The organism is Polaribacter marinus, assembly GCF_022662535.1.
In the GTDB taxonomy this organism is placed as follows: domain Bacteria; phylum Bacteroidota; class Bacteroidia; order Flavobacteriales; family Flavobacteriaceae; genus Polaribacter; species Polaribacter marinus.
In genome coordinates this window covers 1-8091 of the sequence record NZ_JAKQYM010000024.1, presented here as the reverse complement: position 1 = coordinate 8091, position 8091 = coordinate 1, and the positions used below count along the sequence as shown (strand labels likewise).

Annotated in this window: 7 protein-coding genes; all 7 read right to left on the bottom strand. The window is 28.6% G+C overall.

Going from position 1 to position 8091, the window contains the following annotated elements; all coding sequences use genetic code 11:
• Positions 1-209: 209 nt before the first annotated feature.
• Positions 210-749, bottom strand: coding sequence for a hypothetical protein (locus tag MC378_RS14875; RefSeq protein ID WP_242179589.1), 540 nt, complete (start codon positions 747-749; stop codon positions 210-212).
• Between the two features lie 251 nt (positions 750-1000).
• On the bottom strand, positions 1001-2131 hold the full coding sequence (locus MC378_RS14870; protein WP_420851019.1) for a leucine-rich repeat domain-containing protein: 1131 nt from the start codon (positions 2129-2131) through the stop codon (positions 1001-1003).
• Positions 2132-3761: 1630 nt separating this feature from the next.
• Positions 3762-5435 carry an AlwI family type II restriction endonuclease gene (locus MC378_RS14865; protein WP_242179587.1) on the bottom strand — a complete coding sequence of 558 codons (1674 nt, stop codon included), beginning with the start codon at positions 5433-5435 and terminating at the stop codon, positions 3762-3764.
• Between the two features lie 11 nt (positions 5436-5446).
• Complete coding sequence (locus MC378_RS14860; RefSeq protein ID WP_242179586.1) at positions 5447-6412, bottom strand: DNA-methyltransferase; 966 nt, start codon at positions 6410-6412, stop codon at positions 5447-5449.
• A gap of 203 nt (positions 6413-6615) precedes the next feature.
• Entirely contained in the window at positions 6616-6918 is a 303-nt protein-coding gene (locus MC378_RS14855; RefSeq protein ID WP_242179584.1) for a hypothetical protein, read from the bottom strand.
• Between the two features lie 5 nt (positions 6919-6923).
• The gene (locus MC378_RS14850) at positions 6924-7259 is read right to left on the bottom strand and encodes a hypothetical protein (protein ID WP_242179583.1); all 336 of its coding nucleotides are present in this window, start codon (positions 7257-7259) and stop codon (positions 6924-6926) included.
• Between the two features lie 168 nt (positions 7260-7427).
• A complete protein-coding gene (locus MC378_RS14845; RefSeq protein ID WP_242179582.1) occupies positions 7428-7925 on the bottom strand; it encodes a hypothetical protein in 498 nt (165 codons plus the stop codon).
• Between the last annotated feature and the right edge of the window lie 166 nt (positions 7926-8091).

The following is an 8091-nucleotide window of genomic DNA, read 5'->3' as shown; positions in this document are numbered from 1 at the left end:
GAAAAGAGAGGAAAAGCAAGAAGTAAATTTATAAAACAGACTTTATTTCGGCGCCTTTCCCGAGTTTTTGCCAACGTGTTTGTATAAGATTAGTTGCGTGTTTCAAGCACTAAAGTTAGCAAATAAATCACAGATAGAAAGTCCGCGAGGACTTTCGTAAATAGGCTAGAAACTAGCAATTAATTTTATACGTTGTTGGCAAATCGTTTTTATATATATCCAGATAGTTTTTGAAATCCGAAAAATAATATCGTTGCAAGAATAACTGCGATTACAAATTTCGCTACAGAAATTCCGATAGATATTTTTTTGTCATTTTCAATTATCAATATTTTAAAAACTTCTCCAATTCTTTTTCTCTGTTGTATAATTATAAAGATAAAAACACTCTGATAAATTATTGCATTCAATAATGCTCCAAAGTGGATTTTATAAAATATGTCAAGTAAGATTATATTTATAAAAATAGGTGTAAGTAATATTGCTCCAAAAAGTTTTGTTTTCCGAAATACTAATAAAATCGCACCTATTATTTGTAAACACCCAATTATAATAGGATATTCTTTTGTTGTTCCAAAAAACGCCCACATCATTTCAAATTCAGTTGCGTCTTTTATTGAAATATCGACTAATTTTGAACCCTCAAATTGCGTGGATTTACTCATTCCATAAATGAAAATAAAAAATGCAGTCCAAATTCGAATACTAGTTTCTAAAAGGTCTAATGTGAGTATTTTCTTTAAATTCATTAATTATTTTATATTCAAATTTCTATTATGAGGGTTTTCGTCAAATGTTTGCCAACGGTTTTGGCTAGGCTTTGTGCGGGAAGAAAATCGCCAAGATTTTCGAACACGTACTAAGCCGAAGCTTTTTGTTTGGTTTTGTTTCTTTTAATTTCACAAAGCCAAATCAACAAGATTTGGCGACTTAGTAAATATACACAAAACTTTGAGAAAGCACAGAACCCCGCATGAAGTTTAGCCGGTGTTGGCAAAAGTTAATTTGATTCTAATATCTCTAAAATATTCAAAGTTAATTTAACCATTTCTTTATCTACTTCAGAATCTGTTAAGTCACTAAGTGCTTTTTCAGGGTTATTAAGAGCTTGAAAAGTTGACAAATTTTTGATTCTTGAGAATATACATGGTTTTATAATAACAGGAAGTATTCTTGTTCCTTTTAGTTCAGCATTTCTCAATAAAGTTGGTAATTCATCGTTTTTAATAAAATCAGATGCTAAAAAATTTGCTGAAATTAATAGAATAGCAATACTTGCTTTTTCTAAGGCTTTTTCAATTTCTTGTTTCCATTTATCACCAGTTTTGATTTTTGTATCATCCCATAAGTCAAAATTATATTCTTCGTGTTCTAGTGCTTTTAAATGGATTTGTACTTTTTCAAGCCAAATTCTATCTTCATGTGAATAACTAATAAAAATTTGATTTTTCATTATTTTAGTTTCTTTTTTCAAAGTAGTTTTCGTTTTTTTTAATTCAATAATTTCAATAGTTTTTAATTCATTAATAAGATTTCCCTTAAGTTTAGTTAATTGAAAGTAAAAAGGATCTAAAGATTTGGAATCTTGCTTATTTCCAAAACAATATATAGAGTTTAAGTTAATTAAATTTTCAATTATTTCCTTTCTTGGAAGTTTTTTTAGTGGTAAATCGTTAATCCAAATCTTTTGTAAAGTTTTTATATCATAAAGTTCTTTTGGAAATATTTTAAAATTGTTATGGGATAAATTTAACTCTTTAAGATTTCTTAAATTAGAAAAAGTACTGGGGAGATTAGATATTTCATTATTTGCAATTAGAAGTATCTTTAAATTTTCTAATTGTTGAATTTGTTTTGGTAATGACTTTATCTTGTTTCTGTTAACATTTAAAACTTTGAGTTTTTTCAATGAACAAATTTTTGAAAAAAAATTATTAATTGAATTATTTGATAAATCAAGAAGTTCTAAGTTTTTCAAAGATTCAATTTCTTTAGGAATTAACTTTATGTTATTACCGCTTAGATTGAGTTTTTTTAAATTTTTTAACGAAAATATTTCTGTAGGAAAATGTGTTAGGTTTCGATTTGATAAATCTAATTTCGAAATATTTTTTGAAGGAATATCAATCATGTTGGATAGTTATATCTTTTGATATCAAATATACTTTAATTTTCTATATTTGTTTTTCCCTTCGGAGGAAAGGGGATTAATAAATTAAATTGAGGTGATAGTAAATAAAACAAGTTCAAGCATAGTATGTTGGACAACTAAAAGAGACTTTAGTTTAGTTGATTTATTATAAACTCAATTGTTTCGACAACCTCACGATAATATTTATAAATATTTAGCCCGAGCCGTTTAACGACACTCGGGTTTTTAATTTTTGCCAACGGTTTTGGCTATAAAACGTAGCGTTTAAAAAGCCAGTTAATTTTCAGACTAAAAATATACAAAATAAACAGAAAACCAACTTTGAAGAAAGAAAAAAAGGAGCTATGTTTTTATAGCCGTTGTTAGCTAATGCAATTTTTCGAATAGAAAAGTTGAATAGGCTAGAAGAGTTTTCAGAACTTTCACAATGACATTAAAATCAGATTTCTACGATAATTTTCCACGTTTTACTGATAAAAATACTTTCGATTATAAAAATATTTTCAACGAAGTATTTATACGTTTTTTACCGACACATTTTTTCAACTAAAGATTAAATTTTCAAATAATTAAAAGTGTTAATTTTTATTGAGACGCACGAATTACAAGTTTTTTTATGATTTTCCAGTTTTTAAAAATTCTCAATAAATTCAAATTTTTCATTTAGATTTTTTGACAACAACGATAAATTCAAATTTTTCGGTTTTAAAATAACTATTGATTTTTCGTTTTAAAGAAAAGATTCAAATTTAATTTTCCTACGCGAGGACTGTTTTCAGTTTATAAAAAAAGATTTTGATTAAAACAACTGCGGAAAATTCCACCAGGAATTTAAGCATTGTTTTAGCTAACGGTTTTGGCTAGCCAACGAAGCGTTTAACAAGCCGATTAATTTTCGACCTAAAATACAGAAAAAAGAAGAAAACCAACATTGGGAAAGCACAAAATTAGCTTTGTTTGTTAGCCGGTGTTAACTTATGCAGTTTTTCATAAAGAAATATTGAATTGAAAAACGGCATTTTCCGATTTAAGCGCAACGATATTAAAATCACGTTTCTACGATAATTTCCACATTTTGCATGTATAATAATTATCGATTACCAATTAATTTTCAATGAAACATTTTAGCGCACAGTTCAGAACGCAATGATTAAAAACCATTTTTCTCAACGAATTAAAGAATGATCAATTAATGTAAATTTCTCAAACAAAACTTTTGCGTACAGTTCAAAACGTTCAAATTTTCAGCGAAAAGATGGTTTAAAATGTATCGACATTAATAAAATTTTCAATGAACCAATTTTAGCGAATAGTTTAAAACACCACGATTAAAAGTTCTTGATTTCCAGTTAAAAACAAAGTTTCGGATTTAAAAATTTTGCGCGAGCCTTGATTACAAATAGATAAAAACCCTTTCATTTAAAACACTGCGAAAAATTCCACAAGGAATTTTAGTACTGTTTAAGTTAACGGTCTAGTATAAGAATAGTAGCGGATTTTTACACACAAACTTTTCGGTTAAACACAGACCTTTTTTATATTTACTTGCTTTAGATTTAGCACTAAAACCGCTATTATTTTTATACATTGTTGGGCACAGTACTTATTTTTAAGATGCCCATTTCAATAAACTTTTTCCGATATTTTCACTCCAAACATTTTCGTCTTCCATTTCTTGATTATTCAACCATTGTTTTTCTAACCAATTTTTGAGTTTTTCAGGGTTACTGAATTCATTTTCAATTCCAGACTTAATAAATTCTATGAACTGGTCAATACTCAAAGGAATAATTTTGGTTTTTCCGCCATATAATTTAGTATTAAATCTATTTAGATTGAAATAATGTGCTAATGTTCCTTCACTAATTTTGGGAGCAACAAATAAGCAGTACATTTCCTTATTTAAAAGTTCTTTTGCTTTTCCAAAATGTCTTGGTACAGATTCACTTTCCATTTTATATTGAGTGTTTCCACCTGACATTGTAACTTCTGTTATAATACCAAAATCTGTGTATTCAGATTCAATATCTGGTTTTTGACCTGGAGCATAATTAAGTGGCATACCATCAATATCCATAATAAAGTTACCATCAACTCTTTTCGCATAATTAAGCATAACTAATGCTCTCCAAACGTTCCATTCTAGGAATAAAGGAGCGTCAGGCACTTCTTTTTTCTTGATTTGTTCAAATACATCAAGAATATCTGGAAGTTCTTTATAGTCTTTTAATTCCTTTTTCTTTTCCTCTATGTTTTTAGACTTCACAGAAATTCTCAATCTGTCTAAAATATCTTTCAGTTCTTCGATTGAAATAGTTCTGTCAAATTCATAGAGTCCTAAATTCTCAATTTGTTTAATTAACAGCTCTTTGTTGTCAGATAGTAATTTAATTGAAAAGGGATTGAATAAATAGTTTTTGAATTCAGAAGTATTTTTGAAAACCGAAGGTTTTCTATCTACTTCTTTTAAAATGTAGTTTACTTCTTCTACTTTTTGAGGAGAAATAATTAATCTAAAAGTTCTTTTTTGAAATGTAACTAATTCAGTAGCTCTAATATATCTGACAAATGCATCTGCATAGTCTTTCATATTTGCACGTTTAGTTTTTATAAATTTTTGCAATGAAGTATCTGAACTTTCTCTCGTTTTTAATTTTTTGTCCTGTACTTCTTGATGAAAAATTTCAAGTATTTCATTTTCAAAACATTCAGCCACATACATTTTACGACTGCCTTTATATGGTTTTGAATTTTTTTGAAAATCTTTAATTTTTGAAACTACCTTATCAAATTCATTATAATTTGTTAGTTGTGAGAAGAATAAAGCAATTTCTGTTTTTGAAATACTTCCAAGTACCTTGACTAATCTTAATAATTCAAGATAAGGTTTTACACTAAAATCTACAGTTTTAGATTTTGTATGATATGGAGAAGGAAGTTGAAATTTTAGAAGTTGCCTTGTGAATGTTTCATCTAATCTTTTTTCGGCTAATAAAAGTTTACCAGCTTCTGTAAGTTCTACTGTTGGCTTTAAATCAACAAAACCTAAAGCCTTTGGAGCTCTTGTAATTCTATCTCTAGCTGCTAAAGCAGGATTTGCAGGAAAAGAGTCTCCTTCATAGTATTCTGAATCAAACAAAGTTTGGAAAAAATCAATCTGAACTTGGTCATTACCTGACCATTTTTGACCTTCAAAATTTTCTGATAAAATTTTAATTTCTGGAATTATTTTTTCAATTGTCCTTGGAGATGTGAATGCAAATAATGCTTTCGTTTTACTCAAATTTGCCATAACTATTCCCAGAAAATTTTGTCATCAACTGCCATTGATTTTGTTTGTATATTATCCTTTCCTGTTTCTAAAAATTCAGATATTCTTGAATTAGAAATTTCTATTGACTTGTCTGAAATATCACATCCAATATAATTGCAATTATTTTTTATTGCTGCAATTGCAGAAGATGCACTACCTAGAAAAGGGTCACAGACAGTAAAATTTTCTTCGGTACTAGCGTGTAGCATAGCTTGAAAAACTTCTACTGGTTTTTGGGTTGGGTATTTTGAACTATGTATTCTTTTAAATCGCCAAACATCTGGAAATTTTCTATTTCTAATTTTTCGAGTATTTCCGTTTGTTGCAAAAATTATATACTCGTGTCTTCTTCTGAAATAATGTCCCATTCCTATATTGACTTTATCCCAAGTAATTAGATTTTTTACGTCAAAATGACTGCGAACTACATTTCCTAAACTCAAAAGCGAATAGGAATCAAACATAATATAAATATGTCCAGTTGATTTTTTTAAAACTCTTCTGCATTCAGATAAAAATTCATTGTAATTTTCTTCACTATCTTCAAATTCTCCAAACCATTTTCCATTTTCCTTTCCTTTATCTGCGTATTTACCAACTATTCGACCTTTTCCCAATTTGAGCTTATCATTCATTCCTGAATATGCTGGGTCAGTAGCAATAACATCAACGCTATTTGAAGGTAATTTTTTTAAGAATGAAATTGCATCATCTTGATATATTGATACTTTATTTTTATCTGAATTATATTTAAAAGTAGCTTCTGCTTTTTTTAATCTTTTTTCGATTCTATCTTCTGTGTTTTCAATAAACGATAAGATTGTTTGAAAGTATTTTTTTGAAATTTCCTCTTCATTAACAACTGGAATGTTTTGTTCAATTATATATTCTTTCAATCGGCTTTCTGTAATTCCGTATTGTGCTACTATTTCTGATGTTCTATACATTCAATATTCTTTTTCACAAATCTACAAAATTAGATTGGTTTTTCGCTTTTCGTACGTATTGTGCCCAACGGTCTCGTATAACCGTCAGTTACGGATTTAAAGTTAATGATTTTCGGTTAAGAACTGACGATAGCAATTCCGAGTGGATTCGGACGTAGTCGAATCCGCCGTAATTGCGGTTATACATTGTTGTGCAACGTTTTTTATTCGTTTTCATCCTCCTCAATTTTGTCATAAGTGTTAAAAATTAAGGAATATCCATATTCAAACACTTCCTCATAGTATTGTTTGTAATCGTCAGCCATATCTTCTATTGAATCTATAATGAAATATTCATCTTCCAATTCTATTATTTCCCAACCTTCATTTTCAATATAGTATTTGGCTAAAACAAATGCTCCATCTATTTCTTTAAAGTCAATAAAAAAAGCAACATAAGCTCCTATTACTTCTCCATAAATTTCAGAGTTCTTTTTCGGTTTTGCGTGTGCTACTATTTGATACATACTTTTTATAATTCAATCCATTTGCCATTAACCAACTTCTCGAATTTTCCAAATTCAGGTTTTCCATTTTCTCGTCCTTTAATTCGGACAGGATTTATCCAGTCGTGCTGACAATTCGGTTCGGGATTTGGTATTTCTTTCCAATCGGTTGTTTTAATTCCGTATTCCGACTCACAAGATTTTATTACTTCATTTTCTGATTCGTACAATTCGTCAAATTCGGAACTACAGTCATCTAATTTTTTATATCCGAAAAGATATGAACCAAAGTCATCATCGTTATAAATCATAAGCCGGACAATTCCGTCTTTCGGTTTGTTCAGATTTACAATTTTTCTCATTCAGATTTTGGTTTGGTCAAATGTTGCACAACGTGTTTGTGTTATGAAAAGTTGCTTTTTAAAAGTACGGCTATTTTCCGAAGGAAAATAGAAGAACTTTAGAAAAGCATATACTTTTGATTAAGCTAAAAATAAGCAATTTTTTATACACGGTGTTGTAGGTAGTTTTTATTCAATAATCTTTGTTTTTTCCTTTTTCAAATCAGATGTGAATTTAAATTCAAAGTTTTGCTCTTTTTCTATGTTTTTCAGATCAAAGCTAAAAACTGTAAATTCATATTTTGAATTATTTTCTTTTTTTAATTCCGTGTAATCTTGCAATTTCCTTTTTCTCAAGTTGGCATATAATTCAGACACTTTTTTATTTGATTGTGAAATTTCTACTGCTTTTTTTATTCGGATAATTTCAGCGAGTAAATCTGATTCAAACTTTTTCTTTGAATTTGAATATCCATTCGAATCTAAATAATTCCAAATTTTATTATTGTGAATTTCAACACTATCGATTAAACTTTCAATGAATGAATCTCCTGCAATTCCTTTTATTTTAAATGGCCAATCTTTTTCAATTATTTTTTCCGCATTTTGATTTACAAAGTTTCCAATACTGAAAAGAGTCCAAATTTCGAGCGTGTCATTTTTTTTCTCAATTTGTGCTAAAGTCAAACTAGAAATCAGTAAAATTAATATGTTCGTTAGTATTTTCATTTAATTACCTACAACGGTCTCGTGTATGATTAGTGGCGTGTTTAGGTAACTAATTTAGCAAATAAAAACCGAATAGAAAATCCGCGAGGATTTTCGTAAGTAGGCGAGAACTAGCCATTAATTA